The sequence below is a fragment of the Variovorax sp. Soil_C_12 genome (genome assembly GCF_057657375.1).
The window spans coordinates 575,286-590,894 of record NZ_JBDGIO010000003.1 but is presented as its reverse complement, the minus strand read 5'-3'; the positions used below and the strand labels follow the sequence as shown (position 1 = coordinate 590,894).

General features: G+C 68.2%; 15 protein-coding genes. 8 read left to right on the top strand and 7 right to left on the bottom strand.

Features of this window, described 5'->3' with window-relative positions; genetic code table 11:
* The first annotated feature begins 169 nt into the window (after window positions 1–169).
* Window positions 170–2,536: a UvrD-helicase domain-containing protein gene (locus AC3A6X_RS11590; protein WP_487842298.1), complete on the top strand. Its 2,367-nt coding sequence runs from the start codon at window positions 170–172 to the stop codon at window positions 2,534–2,536.
* A gap of 22 nt (window positions 2,537–2,558) precedes the next feature.
* On the opposite strand, the gene AC3A6X_RS11585 is transcribed toward AC3A6X_RS11590, so the two are convergent.
* Genes AC3A6X_RS11585 through AC3A6X_RS11575 form a run of 3 tightly spaced genes read right to left on the bottom strand, consistent with a single transcriptional unit; the run spans window position 2,559 to window position 4,787 of the window.
* On the bottom strand, window positions 2,559–3,362 hold the full coding sequence (locus tag AC3A6X_RS11585) for a BPSS1780 family membrane protein (RefSeq protein ID WP_487842297.1): 804 nt from the start codon (window positions 3,360–3,362) through the stop codon (window positions 2,559–2,561).
* A 15-nt stretch (window positions 3,363–3,377) separates the two neighbouring features.
* Window positions 3,378–4,427 (bottom strand): homoserine kinase, encoded by a 1,050-nt coding sequence (locus AC3A6X_RS11580; protein WP_487842296.1) that lies wholly within the window; start codon window positions 4,425–4,427, stop codon window positions 3,378–3,380.
* Between the two features lie 6 nt (window positions 4,428–4,433).
* A complete protein-coding gene (locus tag AC3A6X_RS11575) occupies window positions 4,434–4,787 on the bottom strand; it encodes a hypothetical protein (RefSeq protein ID WP_487842295.1) in 354 nt (117 codons plus the stop codon).
* Window positions 4,788–4,884: 97 nt separating this feature from the next.
* On the opposite strand from AC3A6X_RS11575, the gene polA reads away from it, so the two are divergent.
* From polA to AC3A6X_RS11560, 3 genes are read left to right on the top strand one after another with little or no spacing between them, the layout of a single operon-like run.
* Window positions 4,885–7,677 carry a DNA polymerase I gene (gene polA, locus AC3A6X_RS11570; RefSeq protein ID WP_487842294.1) on the top strand — a complete coding sequence of 931 codons (2,793 nt, stop codon included), beginning with the start codon at window positions 4,885–4,887 and terminating at the stop codon, window positions 7,675–7,677.
* Window positions 7,678–7,714: 37 nt separating this feature from the next.
* Entirely contained in the window at window positions 7,715–9,004 is a 1,290-nt protein-coding gene (locus tag AC3A6X_RS11565; RefSeq protein ID WP_487842293.1) for a M20/M25/M40 family metallo-hydrolase, read from the top strand.
* A 16-nt stretch (window positions 9,005–9,020) separates the two neighbouring features.
* Window positions 9,021–9,923: a LysR family transcriptional regulator gene (locus AC3A6X_RS11560; RefSeq protein ID WP_487842292.1), complete on the top strand. Its 903-nt coding sequence runs from the start codon at window positions 9,021–9,023 to the stop codon at window positions 9,921–9,923.
* Here AC3A6X_RS11560 and AC3A6X_RS11555 read toward each other — a convergent pair.
* The gene (locus AC3A6X_RS11555) at window positions 9,920–11,131 is read right to left on the bottom strand and encodes a D-amino acid dehydrogenase (RefSeq protein ID WP_487842291.1); all 1,212 of its coding nucleotides are present in this window, start codon (window positions 11,129–11,131) and stop codon (window positions 9,920–9,922) included. The genes AC3A6X_RS11560 and AC3A6X_RS11555 overlap by 4 nt on opposite strands.
* A gap of 219 nt (window positions 11,132–11,350) precedes the next feature.
* On the opposite strand from AC3A6X_RS11555, the gene AC3A6X_RS11550 reads away from it, so the two are divergent.
* The 4 genes from AC3A6X_RS11550 (at window position 11,351) to AC3A6X_RS11535 (ending at window position 14,390) form a co-directional block, all read left to right on the top strand.
* Window positions 11,351–12,232: a transporter substrate-binding domain-containing protein gene (locus AC3A6X_RS11550; RefSeq protein ID WP_487842290.1), complete on the top strand. Its 882-nt coding sequence runs from the start codon at window positions 11,351–11,353 to the stop codon at window positions 12,230–12,232.
* A 30-nt stretch (window positions 12,233–12,262) separates the two neighbouring features.
* A complete protein-coding gene (locus AC3A6X_RS11545; protein WP_487842289.1) occupies window positions 12,263–13,003 on the top strand; it encodes an aspartate/glutamate racemase family protein in 741 nt (246 codons plus the stop codon).
* 143 nt (window positions 13,004–13,146) lie between these two features.
* Complete coding sequence (locus AC3A6X_RS11540; RefSeq protein ID WP_487842288.1) at window positions 13,147–14,022, top strand: ZIP family metal transporter; 876 nt, start codon at window positions 13,147–13,149, stop codon at window positions 14,020–14,022.
* Between the two features lie 137 nt (window positions 14,023–14,159).
* On the top strand, window positions 14,160–14,390 hold the full coding sequence (locus tag AC3A6X_RS11535) for a hypothetical protein (RefSeq protein WP_239142620.1): 231 nt from the start codon (window positions 14,160–14,162) through the stop codon (window positions 14,388–14,390).
* 33 nt (window positions 14,391–14,423) lie between these two features.
* On the opposite strand, the gene AC3A6X_RS11530 is transcribed toward AC3A6X_RS11535, so the two are convergent.
* The 3 genes from AC3A6X_RS11530 to AC3A6X_RS11520 all read right to left on the bottom strand — a co-directional run bounded on the left by AC3A6X_RS11530 (window position 14,424) and on the right by AC3A6X_RS11520 (window position 15,608).
* Window positions 14,424–14,633, bottom strand: a complete 210-nt coding sequence (locus AC3A6X_RS11530; protein ID WP_106555230.1) for a dodecin — start codon at window positions 14,631–14,633, stop codon at window positions 14,424–14,426.
* Between the two features lie 69 nt (window positions 14,634–14,702).
* Complete coding sequence (locus AC3A6X_RS11525) at window positions 14,703–14,828, bottom strand: hypothetical protein (RefSeq protein ID WP_487842287.1); 126 nt, start codon at window positions 14,826–14,828, stop codon at window positions 14,703–14,705.
* A 180-nt stretch (window positions 14,829–15,008) separates the two neighbouring features.
* Complete coding sequence (locus AC3A6X_RS11520) at window positions 15,009–15,608, bottom strand: DUF3299 domain-containing protein (protein ID WP_487842286.1); 600 nt, start codon at window positions 15,606–15,608, stop codon at window positions 15,009–15,011.
* Window position 15,609 lies beyond the last annotated feature (1 nt).

The window sequence follows — 15,609 nt, the reverse complement described above, 5'->3', positions numbered from 1 at the left end:
CATGATCCAAGAGATCGGCGCACCGACGAGTCATAGGGGGCGGCGCCTCCTGCCGTGCGTCATCCCGTGCAAGTTGAGTAACGATTCATCGGAAAGCGTTCCACTGCCGCCGATCCGGGCGATCGGAGCGCCGAACCGTCATGCGAACAGCACATTCCTACAATGCGCCATGCTGTTCGACGACCCCGCGCCCGCCTCCCCTTTGTTGCAAAACCTCAACCCCGAGCAGCTCGCCGCCGTCACGCTGCCCGCGGGCAACGCCCTGATCCTCGCGGGCGCAGGTTCCGGCAAGACCCGCGTGCTCACCACCCGCATCGCCTGGCTGCTGCAGACCGGCCAGGTCTCGCCCGGCGGCATCCTGGCCGTCACCTTCACCAACAAGGCGGCCAAGGAGATGCTGGCGCGCCTCACCGCGATGCTGCCGATCAACGCGCGCGGCATGTGGATCGGCACCTTCCACGGCCTGTGCAACCGCTTCCTGCGCGCGCACTGGAAGCTGGCCGGGCTGCCCTCCACCTTCCAGATCCTCGACACCCAGGACCAGCTCTCGGCCATCAAGCGGCTGATGAAGCAGTTCAACGTCGACGAGGAGCGCTTCCCGGCCAAGCAGACGCAGTGGTTCATCGCCGGCGCCAAGGAAGACGGCCTGCGGCCGCGCGACGTCGAGACGCGCAATGACGACGACCGCAAGAAGGTCGAGCTCTACCAGCTCTACGAGGAGCAGTGCCAGCGCGAAGGCGTGGTCGACTTCGGCGAGCTGATGCTGCGAAGTTACGAGCTGCTGCGCGACAACGACCCGGTGCGCGAGCACTACCAGCGGCGCTTCCGCCACATCCTCATCGACGAGTTCCAGGACACCAACCGCCTGCAGTACGCCTGGATCAAGATGCTGGCCGGCCAAATGGTGGAGGGCCGCTTCGTGCCCGGCGACAACAGCGTGCTCGCGGTGGGCGACGACGACCAGAGCATCTACGCCTTCCGCGGTGCGCGGGTGGGCAACATGGCCGACTTCGTGCAGGAGTTCGAGGTCGCGCACCAGATCAAGCTGGAGCAGAACTACCGCAGCTACAGCAACATCCTCGATTCGGCCAACGCGCTGATCAGCCACAACAAGAAGCGCCTGGGCAAGAACCTGCGCACCGACCAAGGCCCCGGCGAGCCGGTGCGCGTCTACGAATCCACCAGCGATTTCGCCGAGGCGCAGTGGATGGTGGAGGAGATGCGCCAGCTGGTGCGCGACGGCATCGATCGCAAAGAGATGGCGGTGCTCTACCGCAGCAACGCGCAGAGCCGCGTGATCGAGACGGCGCTCTTCAATGCCGCCGTGCCCTATCGCGTCTACGGCGGCCTGCGCTTCTTCGAGCGCGCCGAGATCAAGCATGCGCTGGCCTACCTGCGGCTGCTGGAGAACAAGGACGACGACACCAGCTTCCTGCGCATCGTCAACTTCCCGCCGCGCGGCATCGGCGCGCGCAGCATCGAGCAGCTGCAGGACGCAGCCCGTGCCGCGGGCCGATCGCTGCACGATGCGGTCGCCGCCGTCGGCGGCAAGGCCGGTGCCAACCTGTCGGCCTTCGTCGCCAAGATCGACGTGTTGCGCGAGCAGACCCAGGGCCTGTCGCTGCGCGAGATCATCGAGCTGGTGCTGCAGCACAGCGGCCTGATCGAGCACTACCGCAGCGAGCGCGAAGGCGCCGACCGCATCGAGAACCTGGAGGAACTGGTCAACGCGGCCGAGAGCTTCGTCACGCAGGAGGGCTTCGGCCGCGACGCGGTGGCGATGCCGGTCGACGAGCTGCGCCAGTCGCCGGCCAGCCAGGGCCTCGATCCGAACCGGCCGATCTCCGACGAGCCACTGGCGCCGGACGCCGAGACCGGCGAGACCATGAGCCCGCTCGCCGCCTTCCTGACTCACGCCGCGCTCGAATCGGGCGACAACCAGGCGCAGGCCGGGCAGGACGCGGTGCAGCTGATGACCGTGCACGCGGCCAAGGGCCTGGAGTTCGATTGCGTGTTCATCACGGGCATGGAGGAGGGCCTGTTCCCGCATGAGAACTCCCTGTCCGACCACGAAAGCCTGGAGGAGGAACGCCGGCTGATGTACGTGGCCATCACCCGCGCCCGCCAGCGCCTGTACCTGAGCCATTCGCAGACCCGCATGCTGCACGGCCAGACCCGCTACAACGTGAAGAGCCGCTTCTTCGACGAGCTGCCCGAGACCGCACTCAAGTGGCTGACGCCGAAGAACCAGGGCTTCACGCCCTCGGCCTTCGGCTACGGCGGGGGTTACGCGAGCACGCGCGGCGGCAGCTATGGCAGCAGCAAGGAGAGCTTCGCCAGCCCGCCCGTGCCGCAGCAGAAGGCCGCGCCTTCGCATGGCCTGCGTTCGGGCATGCAGGTCTTCCACAACAAGTTCGGCGAGGGCACCGTGCTGGCGCTCGAAGGCAGCGGGGACGATGCACGGGCGCAGGTCAACTTCCCGCGCCACGGCATCAAGTGGCTGGCGCTGTCGGTGGCGAAGCTGACGCCGGTCTAAGGGCGGATGCGAATTCGCCCGGTCAGTCCGCCTGGAAGCTGTCCCTGAACGTAAACCACGTCGAGCTCAGCGACATCGCCGCCAGCACCAGCGCGCTGCCGATCATCAGCGCACCGCCGATGGCCGAGGCGCCGCCGCCCATGCCGACGGCGCCGACGCCGACCAGCACCGTGGCCACCAACCCGATGCCGATGCCCGCGATGAGGAACACGCCGAACCACGAGAGGCAGAACATCGCGTAGGCGCCGAAGTTGCGGAACAGCGCGACCAGGCTGAAGAACAGGCTCTTCACCGGCTCCACGTGGTGCCAGTGCACCAGCGCCGGCGCATGCCACATGGCCAGCGACAGCGGCAGGTTGAGCACCATGACGAAGAGGCGGGCGGTCTGGAAGTCGCTGCTGGCCATCACTTCGGCCGACAGCGTCTCGTCGAGGAGGTAGGCGCGTGCCAGGTAGCCGTCGTCCACGAGGGCCGAGAGGCCCACCACGATCACGAAGTAGGCGGCCGAGATCAGGCCCAGCACGATCATCGGCTTCCACTCGCTGCGCACCGCTTCGGCGGCGGCGGTGAACATGGCCGGCGCGGCCGGCTTTTGCCGGTCGTTGGCGTAGGCGACCGAGGTGGCGACCATCAGGCCCAGCGTCATGAAGGGCAGCAGGATCGGCGCCAGCACGCTGCCGACCAGCGGTAGCTGCGAGGCGATCGAGATCGAGGCCATGAAAAGGAAGAACAGCGAGATGAAGGCCAGTGGCTGCCGCCAGAAGGTCTTGAGCCCGATGCGGACCCATTCGGCGCCGGTGCGTGCCGGCACGAGGTTCAGTTTCATGGGTGGACAGGCCCCTCAGGCGGCCTGCGGCTCGCCGAGGGCGGCGCTGGAAGAGAAGGGGGCGGCCGGCGCCCGCGAGCGCTCGCGCAGCACGCGCTCGAAGTGGGTCGGGTCATGGGCCTTGAGCATGCTCGCCTCGCGCGGCAGGTGGAAGTCCCACAGCCGCGAGATCCAGAAGCGCAGGGCCGCGGCGCGCAGCATGGCGGGCAGCAGGGCGCGCTCGGCGGCGGTCAGCGGCCGCACGGTGCCGTAGGCGGCCAGCAGGGCGTCGGCGCGCAGCGCGTCGTGCCGGCCGGTGGGCAGGTCGATCGCCCAGTCGTTGAGGCACACCGCCAGGTCGAAGAGCCAGGTGTCGGTGCCGGCGAAGTAGAAGTCGAACACGCCCGTGAGGTGTGGCGAATCGCCCTCGGTGGCGAACATCGCGTTGTCGCGGAACAGGTCGGCGTGCACCGGACCTCGCGGCAGCGCCGCGTAGGCCGAGGACTCGGCGATGTGGTTCTGGTAGGCCAGCTCGCTCTTCAGCAGTGCGGCTTGCGGCGCTTCGAGGTAGGGCAGCACCACCGGCGCGGTGTCGTTCCACCAGGCCAGGCCGCGCAGGTTGGGCTGGATGCGGGGGAAGTCGCGGGCCGCCTGGTGCATGCGCGCCAGCAGGCGGCCCAGCTCGGCGCAATGGGTGGCCGTGGGGGCCAGCTCGCTCTTGCCCTCGAGGCGCTGCACCAGCGCCGCCGGCTTGCCCGCGACCCGGTGCAGGAACTCGCAGGGCGCATTGGCCGGGATGGAGAGCGCGTGTCCGCTGGGCGGCGCTATCGCCGGGTCGGCCACCGGCTCGGGCACCGGAATGCCGCGCGACGCCATGTGCTTCATCAGGCAGAGGTAATAGGGCAGCTGCTCCGGGCCCAGGCGCTCGAACAGCGTCAGGACAAATTCGCCCGACGCGGTGCTCGCAAAGTAGTTGGTGTTCTCGATGCCGCCCTCGATGCCTCGCAGGGCGGTGAGCGGGCCCAGGCCGACGCGCTGGACCAGCGCATCGGCTTCGTCGAACCCGACTTCGGTGAAGACCGCCACAGCTTTTTAGAACTTGAGCACGTTCCAGACCCGCGCGCCGTTGCCGTTGCCGCCGGTCTCGGTCTGGCTCTGCCGGTCGCGCCCGCTGTTGTTCGGCAGCACCTCGTACGAGGGCACGTTCGCCTTGGGCTGCACCGTGATGCTCTGGGTCTGGCCGCCGTAGCGCACCTCGTCGACGCGGGCGCCGGAATCCTCGACGCGGATGTGCTCGATCTTCTGGTTGCTGCGCGGCGACTCGGGCGCGGCCTGGGCCGCGTCGGGCGGCGGTGCGCTCTGGGCATGAACGGCGGCCAGCGGTGCGGCACAGGCCAGCGCGGCCAGCAGGGCGCCGCGGGCGAGCAGAAGAGGAGTGGAGAGCATGGATGGATTGTAGGCGGCGGCCCCGTGGGCCGCTGTCAGCCGGCGGCGACGGTCGCCGTCGTGCGGGCGCCCGCTCGCGGCGCGGCAAAATGCCCCGATGACCGACAAGAAAACATTGCTGCTCGTGGACGGCTCGAGCTACCTCTACCGGGCCTTCCACGCGATGCCCGACCTGCGCGCGGTGCCGGGCGACCCCGGCAGCCCGGCGACCGGCGCCATCCGCGGGATGATCAACATGCTGCAGTTGTTGCGCCGCGAGGTGCGGGCCGACTACGCCGCCTGCATCTTCGACGCGCCGGGAAAGACCTTCAGGGACGCGTGGTATCCCCAGTACAAGGCCAACCGCTCGCCGATGCCCGACGACCTGCGCAGCCAGGTCGAGCCCATCCACGAGGTGGTGAGGCTTTTGGGCTGGCCGGTGCTGTGCGTGCCCGACGTCGAGGCCGACGACGTGATCGGCACCCTGGCGCGCACCGCGGCGAACCAGGGCGTCGAGGTGATCGTCTCCAGCGGCGACAAGGACCTGAGCCAGCTGGTCGACGAGCACATCACCATCATCGACACCATGAACGGCAAGAAGCGCGACGTGGCCGGCGTGACGGCCGAATTCGGCGTGCCGCCCCGCCTGATGATCGACTACCAGACCCTGGTGGGCGACACCGTCGACAACGTGCCCGGCGTGGAAAAGGTGGGCCCGAAGACGGCCGCCAAGTGGCTGCTGGAATACGGCTCGCTCGATGGGCTGATCGCGCGCGCCGGCGAGGTCAAGGGCCAGGCCGGCGAGAACCTGCGCAAGGCGCTCGACTGGCTGCCGCAGGGCAAGCGCCTGGTGACCATCCGCACCGACTGCGAGCTCGACGGCCACGTGTCCGGGCTGCCCGCGCTCGACGGCATCGCCATCGGCCCGCAGCAGGTCGAGCCACTGAAGGGCTTCTACGAGAAGTACGGCTTCAAGAGCCTGGTGAAGACGCTGGAGGCGCACGAAGTCCCGCCCGAGCTCATCGAGGAGAACAAGGCGAAGGGCGGCCCCGAGGGCGGTACCGGCCTGCTCGAGGAGCCGGCCGCCGACGCCGCGGGCAAGGCCACCAACCTGGCCTACGACACCGTGCTGAGCTGGGAGCTCTTCGACACTTGGCTGGCGAAGGTCGAGGCGGCCGAGCTGGTCGCGCTGGACACCGAGACCACCTCGCTGGACGAGATCCATGCCGAGATCGTGGGCATCAGCTTCAGCGTCAAGCCCGGCGAGGCGGCCTACATCCCCGTGGCCCACAACTACGGCGACGCGCCGGCGCAGCTGCCGCGCGACGAGGTGCTCGCGAAGCTCAAGCCCTGGCTGGAGGACGGCACGAAGAAGAAGCTGGGCCAGCACGTCAAGTACGACCGCCATGTGTTCGCCAACCACGGCATCGAGGTGCAGGGCTACGCGCACGACACCATGCTGCAGAGCTACGTGCTGGAAGTGCACAAGCCGCACGGCCTGGCCAGCCTGGCCGAGCGCCACCTGGGCCGCAGCGGCATCGACTACGAGGACCTGTGCGGCAAGGGCGCGCACCAGATTCCCTTCAGCCAGGTGTCGATCGAGAAGGCGGCCGAGTACGCCTGCGAGGACTCCGACCAGACCCTGGACGTGCACCTCGCGCTCTGGCCGCAACTGCAGGCCGACGACAAGCTGCGCTTCGTCTACGAGCTGGAAATGGCTTCCAGCGAGACGCTCTACCGCGTCGAGCGCAACGGCGTGCTGATCGACGCGCCCACGCTGGCCGCGCAGAGCAACGAGCTGGGCAAGCGCATCCTGGCGCTGGAGCAGGAGGCCTACGAGCTCGCGGGCCAGCCCTTCAACCTGGGCTCGCCCAAGCAGATCGGGGAGGTCTTCTTCACCAAGCTGGGCCTGCCGGTGGTCAAGAAGACGCCCAGCGGCGCGCCGAGCACCGACGAGGAAGTGCTGGAGAAGCTGGCCGAGGACTTCCCGTTGCCGGCCAAGATCCTCGAGCACCGCGGCCTGTCCAAGCTCAAGGGCACCTACACCGACAAGCTGGGCCAGCTGGCCCATCCGCGCTCGGGCCGGGTGCATACGCACTATGCGCAGGCGGTGGCAGTGACGGGGCGCCTCTCGAGCAACGACCCCAACCTGCAGAACATCCCCATCCGCACGCCCGAGGGCCGGCGCGTGCGCGAGGCCTTCGTGGCGCCGGCGGGCAGCGTGATCGCGAGCTCCGACTACTCGCAGATCGAGCTGCGCATCATGGCCCACATCAGCGGCGACGCGTCGCTGCTGCGCGCCTTCACCGAAGGCATCGACGTGCACCGTGCGACCGCAGCCGAGGTCTTCGGCGTGGCGGTGGACCAGGTGTCGAGCGAGCAGCGCCGTTATGCCAAGGTCATCAACTTCGGGCTGATCTACGGCATGAGCAGCTTCGGCCTGGCGCGCAACCTCGGCATCGAGACCAAGGCGGCGGCCTCCTACATCGACCGCTACTTCGCGCGCTACCCGGGCGTGAAGGTCTACATGGACGAGACCAAGGCGCTGGCCAAGCAGCGGGGCTATGTGGAGACCGTGTTCGGCCGCCGCCTCTACCTGCCCGAGATCAACTCGCCCAACGGACCGCGCCGCGGCGGTGCCGAGCGCGCCGCCATCAACGCGCCGATGCAGGGCACGGCGGCCGACCTGATCAAGCTCAGCATGGTCAAGGTGCAGCAGGTGCTCGACGCCGAGCAGCGCCGCACCAAGATGATCATGCAGGTACACGACGAACTGGTGTTCGAGGTGCCCGAAGATGAAGCCGACTGGGTCCGCAGCGAGATCCCCCGGCTCATGGCCGGCGTGGCGGAGCTCAAGGTTCCGCTGCTGGCCGAGATCGGCTTTGGTCCCAACTGGGACAAGGCGCATTGAAAGAAGACAAAGACAAGACCCAAGGAAAGACAAACGAATGAAGTTCTCGCATTCCCTCCGCACCTTCGCCCTCGGCGCCGTCTGTGCCGCCTGGCTGGGCATCGCCTCGGCCGCACCCGACGATCGCATCGCCGCACTGGCCGCCAAGGAAAAGCCCGTGCTGCTCGACACCCTCAAGCAGCTGGTCTCCATCGAGTCCGGCAGCCGCGATCTCGAAGGCCTGGACAAGATCGCCAACCTGATCGCCGACCGCCTCAAGGCGATGGGCGGCCAGGTCGAGCTGGTCGACCCGACGGCCGAGGCCTACCGCATGGAAGACACGCCGGAGAAGATCGGCAAGGCGGTGCGCGCCACGTTCAAGGGCACGGGCAGCAAGAAGATCATGCTGATCGCCCACATGGACACGGTCTACCAGATCGGCATGCTCAGCAAGCAGCCCTTTCGCATCGAAGGCGACAAGGCCTACGGGCTCGGCATCGCCGACGACAAGCAGGGCGTGGCCGTCATCCTGCACACGGTGGCGCTGCTGAAAGCGCTGGACTTCAAGGAGTACGGCACGCTGACGGTGCTGATCAACGGGGATGAAGAGATCAGCTCCCCCGGCTCGCGTGCGCTCATCAGCCGGCTCGGCGCGGAGCACGACGTGGTGATGTCGTACGAGGGCGCATCGATCAAGGAGGACAAGCTCTCGCTCGCCACCGCCGGCATCGCCTCGGTCTCGCTCAACGTCACGGGCAAGGCCTCGCACGCGGGCTCTGCGCCCGAGCTGGGCGTGAACGCGCTCTACGAGCTCTCGCACCAGATTCTTCAGATGCGCGACCTGTCCGATCCGGCCACCGGGCTCAAGATGAACTGGACCATCTCGAAGTCGGGCACCAACCGCAACGTGATCCCGGCGTCGGCCAGCGCCGGGGCCGACGTGCGGGTGCTGAAGGTCAGCGACTACGACCGCATCGAGAAGCAGGTGCAGGAGCGGGTCAAGAAGCAGTTGATCCCCGAGGCCAAGGTCGAGATGAAGTTCGAGCGCCGCCGCCCGCCGCTGGAGGCCACCGACGCCTCGCGTGCGCTGGCCGCGCATGCGCAGGCGGTGTACAAGGAGCTGGGCCGCGAGCTGGGCGCCGACGACAAGGTGGCCGGCGGCGGCACCGATGCGGCGTTTGCCGCGCTGAAGACCAAGGCGCCGGTGGTGGAGCGCTTCGGCCTGCAGGGCTTCGGCGCGCACTCGGCCGATGCCGAGTACGTGCTGATCGATTCGATCGAGCCGCGTCTGTACCTGGCGGCGCGGATGGTCATGGACATCTCGCGCGGCAAGACCGTCGGCCACTAGCCGTTGGCTCGACGCGATGCGCCTGCGCCACATCGAGGTCTTCAACGCCATCATGCTCACCGGCAGCGTGAGCGCGGCGGCCAGGCTCATCAACATCACGCAGCCGGCCGTCAGCCGCACGCTGCAGCATGCGGAAATCCAGTTGGGCTTCCCGTTGTTCCAGCGCGCCAAGGGACGGCTCACGCCCACCACCGAGGCGCAAGCGCTCTATCCGCACATCGAGCGCCTGTTCGCGCAACTCGACGAGGTGCAGCGGCTGGCGGCCAACCTGCGCACGGGCAGCGATGCGGGGGAGCTGCGCATCCTCACGGTGCTGGCGCTGAGCTACGAGGTGCTGCCGCGCGCGCTCAAGGCCTTCCGGCAGAAGCATCCAGGCATCGCCGTCACGGTGGAGTCGCTGCACTCGCCGCAGATCATGTCGGCGCTGCTGCGGCAGGAGGCGGACGTGGGCTTCGCCTTCAGTCCCGCGGTGCATCCCTCGCTCACGCAGGAGGCGCTGGCCGACAGCCGCATGGTGTGCATCGCGCCCAAGGGCATGCTGCCGCGCGCGCTGGTGCGCAACGGCTCGGCGGCGCTGCACGACCTGGTCAAGCTGCCGGTGGTGGGGCTGGACAGCCGCGACCCGGTCGGCACCAGCCTGAGCCAGGCCTGCCGGCAGGCGGGCGTGGGCTTTCAGCAGGCGGTGGTCACGGTGCAGACCTACCACGCGGCGCTGGCCATGGCGCACCATGGGCTGGGCGTGGCCCTGGTCGATGGATGCACCGCCAGCTCGGCCGATCGCGACAAGGTGGATGTGCTGGCACTGGAGCCGCGCATCCCGGTGCCCATCCGCGCGCTGCGCTTTGCCGAGCGGCCCGACTCGGTGGCGGTGCGCGGCATCACGCGCTGCATGCGCGAGGCGATCGAGGGGATGGCCTAAGCCGCCAATTGCCGGGCCACGCGCTCCGCCGAGCCGAAGGCCAGGGTGAAGCCCAGCGCGCCGTGGCCGGTGTTGAACAGCATGTTCGAAGGCGCGGCGGCCAAGCGTCCGATGACAGGCACGCCCGTGGGCGTGGCCGGGCGCATGCCGGTCCAGGGGTGCAGCGCCTCCAGGCGGCTCGCTTGCGGGAACACGGCGTGGGTCGCTGCCGCCAGTGTCTCGATGCGCGTCGCCGGAATGCTGGCATCGTGCCCCACCAACTCGGCCATCCCCGCCACGCGCAGCCGCGAGCCGATGCGCGCGAACACCACCTTGCGCGCGCTGTCGGTCACGCTCACGCGCGGCGCGGAGTCCGCGGCCGGGTCGACGTCGACGGTGATGCTGTAGCCCTTGAGCGGATAGACCGGCAGGTAGGCACCGAGCTGGCGGCCCAGCCGGTGCGAGGCGGTGCCCAGGGCCATGACGAAGGCGTCGGCCTCCAGGTCGCCGGCGCTGGTCTGCACCGCGGCGACGCGCCCGTTGCGCCGGTCGAAGCCCTGCACCTCGCAGTCGAGCAGGAAGCGCACGCCGCGCGCCCGCAGCGCACCTTCCAGCGCGATGCAGAGCTTGAGACAGTCGGCCGCGCACTCGCTGGGCGTGTGGATGGCACCGGCCATCTGCGTGCGGTAGGCCGCGAGCGCCGGCTCGATCGCGATGCATTCGTCGGGTGTGACCAGGCGCTGCTCGCTGCCCATCGTGCGCTGCAGCTCGAGCTGCCGGCGCGCGCCCTCCAGCGAGGCGGCGCTGCCGTACAGCACCAGCTTGCCGGTGGCGGAGAAATCGCAGTCGGGCTCGAGCGCGGCCAGCATGGCCTCGAAGGCGGTGCGGCTCTCGGCCGCGAGTGTGAGCAGCTGCGCCGTGGTCTGGTGCGAGGTGCGGGCGTTGCAGGCCGCGAGAAAGGCCAGGCCCCAGCGCCACTGCAGCGGATCGAGCTGCGGCCGCAGCTTGAGCGGGGAGGTGGGCGAGAACAGCAGCTTGGGCAGCTGCTTCCAGATCGAAGGGTCCGCCAGCGGCTGCACGTAGGAGTAGCTCAGCTGCGCACCATTGCCGCCGCTGGCACCGGACCCGGGCGCCGCGCGATCGACCACGCTCACCTGGAAGCCCCGACGGCTCAACTGCCAGGCCGTGGCCAGGCCCACGATGCCGGCACCCAGCACACCCACATGCATGACGCTTACTTCCTGTCGCTTGTTTGGAATGCGCCGACTCTAGGCGGTGGCCGCGCGTGCGTGAAATGCCAAAAGCGGGGCAAGCCATAGCCAAAGCTCATGCCCCGAAACCGAGGGGCATAACATTTGATCATGGCCGTGCCTGCAAAAGGAATTGTGACCTCGGCGTGAATCGTTCCTACACTCCGCAACATATTCCAATCGACCGAAAGGGCTCGCATGAAGATTTCTGTATTGATGGCTGCCGTGGTGCTCGCCGCCGTCGCAACGGGCGCGCAAGCCGCCGACACCCTGGCCAAGATTGCTGCCTCCGGCAAGATCACGCTCGCCTACCGCGAGTCCTCGGTGCCCTTCAGCTACCTGGATGGAGGCAAGCCGATCGGCTTCTCGGTCGAGCTGTCCAATGCGGTGGTCGAGGCGGTCAAGAAGAAGCTCAACAAGCCCAACCTCGAGGTGGCGATGATGGCCGTGACCTCGCAGAACCGCATCCCGCTGCTGAGCAACGGCACCATCGACCTGGAGTGCGGCTCCACCACCAACAACAGCGCACGTGCCAAGGACGTGAGCTTCGCCGTCAACCACTTCTACACGGGCACGCGCCTGCTGGTGAAGAAGTCCTCCAACATCAAGGACTACGCCGACCTCGCCAAGAAGACGGTCACCAGCACGACAGGCACCACCAACGCGCTGGTCATGCGCAAGTACAACGCCGAGAAGAACCTCGACATGGACATCGTGCTGGCCAAGGACCATGCCGACGCCTTCCTGCTGGTCGAGAGCGGCCGCGCCGTGGCTTTCGCGATGGACGACATCCTGCTGTACGGACTGATGGCCAATGCCAAGAACCCCGCCGAGTTCGAGGTGGTGGGCGAGGCGCTGCAGGTCGAGCCCTACGCTTGCATGCTGGCCAAGGACGACAAGGAGTTCAAGAAGCTGGTGGACGACACCTTCGTCGGCCTGATGAAGAGCGGCGAGTTCGAGAAGATGTACACCAAGTGGTTCCTGCAGCCGATCCCGCCGAAGAACGTGCCGCTGAACCTGCCGATGAGCCAGCAGTTGCGCGACAACATCAAGGCGCCGAGCGACAAGCCAGCAACCTGAGCGCAAGCGTTGGTCGCAGCAGGGGGCGTGATGCTGAAGTCGCAGACGGTGGGCATCCTGGGCGGCATGGGGCCGGCGGCCGGCGCCGACTTCGTGCGCCTCTTCGTCGAGGCCTGCGCCCGGCTGATGCGCGAGCGCGGCGAGCCGGTGCGCGACCAGGCCTTCCCCGAGCACTGGCTGGCGCAGGTGCCGGTGCCCGACCGCAGCGGCGCGCTCGAATCGACCGCGCTCGGCGCCCATCAGCCATTGGAGCCCATGCTGCAGGCCCTGGGCCGGCTCGCTGCCCTCGGCACCCGCGCCGTGGCGATCGCCTGCAATACGGCCCATGCCTGGCATGCCACGCTGCAGGAGCGCTTTCCGCAGATCGAGGTGCTGCACGTGGCGCGCGAGGTCTCGGCGCAGCTGGCGGCGGAAGGCGTGCGCGACACGGCGCTGATGGCGACCGAGGGCACCTACCGGGTCGGCCTCTACGAACGGGCGATGGCCGATGCGGGCCTGGCCTGCCACCTGCCGCTGGCCGGGGAGCGCAAGCTGCTGATGCGCGGCATCTACGAGGGCGTGAAGGCCGGTGACCTGCGTCTGGCCGAGGATTGCTTCAGCCGGGTCGCGCTGCAGTTGGCCCACCGGCATGGTCCGGTCGCCATCGTCATGGGCTGCACCGAGATTCCGCTGGGGCTGCAAGACTCGGCGGCAGTTGCGGGGCTGCGGCTGGTCGATCCGGCGCGGGTGCTGGCCTCGGCGCTGGCCGTGCGGGCCTACCGAGGGGCCTGAAAGCAGGTTGCCGGTGCCCGGGGGTCTCATGGCGGCAAAGGCTGCAGCATCCCCCTTGACACGGTTGATAAGATGAAAGCGGCTGTGGCCACCCTGAAAGCCGTCCCGATGGGCGGCTTTTTGTTTTCTTTGTTGAAGCCGTCATGAATCTGTTCGTCATCATCGCCGCGACCCTGGTTGCCGGCATCGGAAGTGTCTGGATCGCCGCGCTGCTGCTGCGCGTGGGCGTGCGCAGTGGCGGCGGCGTCGATCCGCAGCACCTGCTGAGCCTGGCGGCCGGCGCGCTGCTGGCCACGGCCTTCATGCACCTGCTGCCCGAGGCCTTCGAGAGCCGCATCGAGCCGGGCCTGCTGTTCGGCGTGTTGCTCGGCGGGCTGGTGCTTTTCTTCCTGCTCGACAAGGCGGAGCTCTGGCACCACGGCCACGAGCATCATCATGGCGAGGGCGCGCATCACGACCACGGGCACGAACACGGACACGCGCACGGGCACGGCCACGATCACCAGCGCAAGGGCGGCGGCTGGGCCGTGCTCACCGGCGACAGCGTGCATTGCTTCGGCGACGGCATCCTGATCGCCTCGGCCTTCATCGCCGACCTGCGCCTGGGCCTGGTGGCGGCGCTCGCGGTGCTGGCGCACGAGGTGCCGCACCACATCGGCGACCTGGTCGTGCTGCGCCAGAGCTCGCCCGATGCGCGGGCCGCGCTGGTCAAGGTGTCGCTCGCGGGCACCATGACGGCGCTGGGCGGCGTGGCCGGTTGGTGGCTGGTCGACCAGCTTCATGGCTGGCTGCCCTACTTCCTGGTGCTGGCTTCGAGCAGCTTCGTTTACGTGGCGCTGGCCGACCTGATCCCGCAGTTGCAGAAACGCCTGAGCGCGCGCCAGACCGCGTGGCAGGTCGCCTGGCTCGCCGCCGGGCTCCTGCTGGTCATGGGCGTGAGCCGCCTGGCCCACGGCGAGCACGGCCATGCGCACGAGCACGCCGAGCCGGCCCACGAGGAGCACGGGCACAAGCACTGAAGGCCCGCAGACGCGGCGCTTTCCGACAAGACGGCCCCGACGGTCGGTTGCAAACTCGGGGCTACCCAAGTCGGGCGAGGAGGCTCACACTTGGGGACTCGCCTGACCGCGAGCCAAACAGCCTCTAGGAGCCGATCATGAACCGCGCCGATCCCCCGCTGCGTTCCGTCGATCCCGTCGACGAGCCGGACGAACAAATCGAGGACGACGAGCTGTCTGCAGAAGAAGCCGTGGACGAGGAAGACGCCGAGGTGTTCGACGAGCTCTCCGAGGAAACCGGCATCGACCTGAGCGACGCCAGCGAGCTCGACGCCGACAACGTGCCGGCCGACGAGGAGTTCGACCGCGTCATGCAGGCGCCGGATTGAGCGGGGCGCCGGCTTGCGCCGGACCTTGGGCGATCAGTCCTCGAGCGTGAAGCCCGCCTTGATCGTCACCTGCCAATGGGCGATCTTGCCGTCCTTCACATGGCCGCGGGTCTCGGTCACCTCGAACCACTGGATGTTGCGCACCGACTCATTGGCCTTGGCAATCGCACGCTGCACGGCGTCGTCGCTGCTCGTGGGCGAGGAGCCGGTGAGTTCGAGGAGTTTGTAGACGTGATTGGACATGGAGCGCTCCTTGTGGATGAATGCGGGCACACTGCCGCGAACGGGGCAGCGGCCCGTGCATCATAGGCCTCAGGCCGCGGTTTCCATCTGCGCCATCAGCTCTTCCTTGCGGGCGGCGAGCTGTTCCTTCAGCGCGGCGAGGTCCATCTTCGACTTGCGCGCCTTCTCGAAGCGTTGCTCCCGCTCTTCCTTCATGTGGTGGTCGGCCAGGGCCTGGCGATCCGGGACTGCGGCCTTGGCTTCGGCCAGCTTGTTGAACTTCTGGAGAGCTACTTGACGGCGATGTGGTCGGCGTCGAGCAGATCGACGGCGTCGTTCTTTTTGGGCGGTGCTTTGCTCATGGTGGGGTCCTTTCGGACGGAAGCAACAGGCGCGCTACTTGGCGCCGCCTGTGTACTTGGTGACGCTCTCCGCCGTCATGTGATACCCGCTCACCCCCATCATCGAGTCGTTGCGCAGGGTCTGCAGCTTGCCGGTGATCCACACCGTGTCCATGGCACGGAACTTCGCGCCCTGGCGCGGGCGCACATGCACGATCTGGTTGGCCGGCGGCGGCGGCGTGTGGATGCAGGCGCCGAAGTAGGGCACCAGCAGGAACTCCGTGACCTCGCCCTTGTTCTCTTCCAGCGGCACGATGAAGCCCGGCAGCTTGATCTCCACGCCGTTCATTTCCGGATTGGTGGGCGCGTTGTTCGAGACTTCCTGCATCTTCAGCAGCAGGTCGTTGGCGCGCGGGTCGCCGTCCTCGAGCTTGCTCAGGTCCATGCCCTTGAATTCCTTCATCGGGTCCCAGTCCTTCGGCACCAGCTCTTCCCAGGCGATCAGCCGCGGCTGGCCCGGTGCAGGCTTGGCGGCGGCGCTCTTGCCGCCCAGCGGGTTGGTGGCGGTGGTCGCCTGCGGTGCCGGATCGGCAGCGTAGGCCGTGACGGCCGCGGCGCACAGCGCAAGGAGCAGGGGGCGCAATGTCTTGATCATT